This window comes from Proteus sp. LHD240705 (assembly GCF_047921555.1).
Classification (GTDB): domain Bacteria; phylum Pseudomonadota; class Gammaproteobacteria; order Enterobacterales; family Enterobacteriaceae; genus Proteus.
Map to the genome: position 1 here is coordinate 1 of NZ_JBLRMI010000051.1, position 321 is coordinate 321.

Here is a 321-nt window from a genome sequence, read left to right on the forward strand (position 1 = left end):
CGGGATGGCGTTCAGCATGGTTCTCGGTTTAGCCACTTACTTTATGACTCGAAGAGAACAGCGAAAACGCACTCAATTATTTGAAGAGCTTGTTCAACATATTGACCCACAAAACCCAACCGAAACGTTAAAAAGGCTTGCTGAATTAATGGTGAAAGCGCCAAAGGATATTTAATGTCTCTCAAACAGAAAATAGCGGCGCTAACAACAGCAGGAGCCACAGCAATCGCGTTAGTTGTCATTGCCCATTTTGAAGGTGTGCGTTATGAGCCTTATCGTGATGTGGCCGGTGTCTTGACGGTTTGTTATGGACACACAGGT

The 321-nt window shown here is 44.9% G+C and carries 1 protein-coding gene; it reads left to right on the forward strand.

Annotated elements, in window-relative coordinates:
• Positions 1 to 174: 174 nt before the first annotated feature.
• Positions 175 to 321, forward strand: a 147-nt coding sequence (locus tag ACNART_RS17975) for a glycoside hydrolase family protein (RefSeq protein WP_409339577.1), incomplete at its 3' end; no start/stop codon positions are given.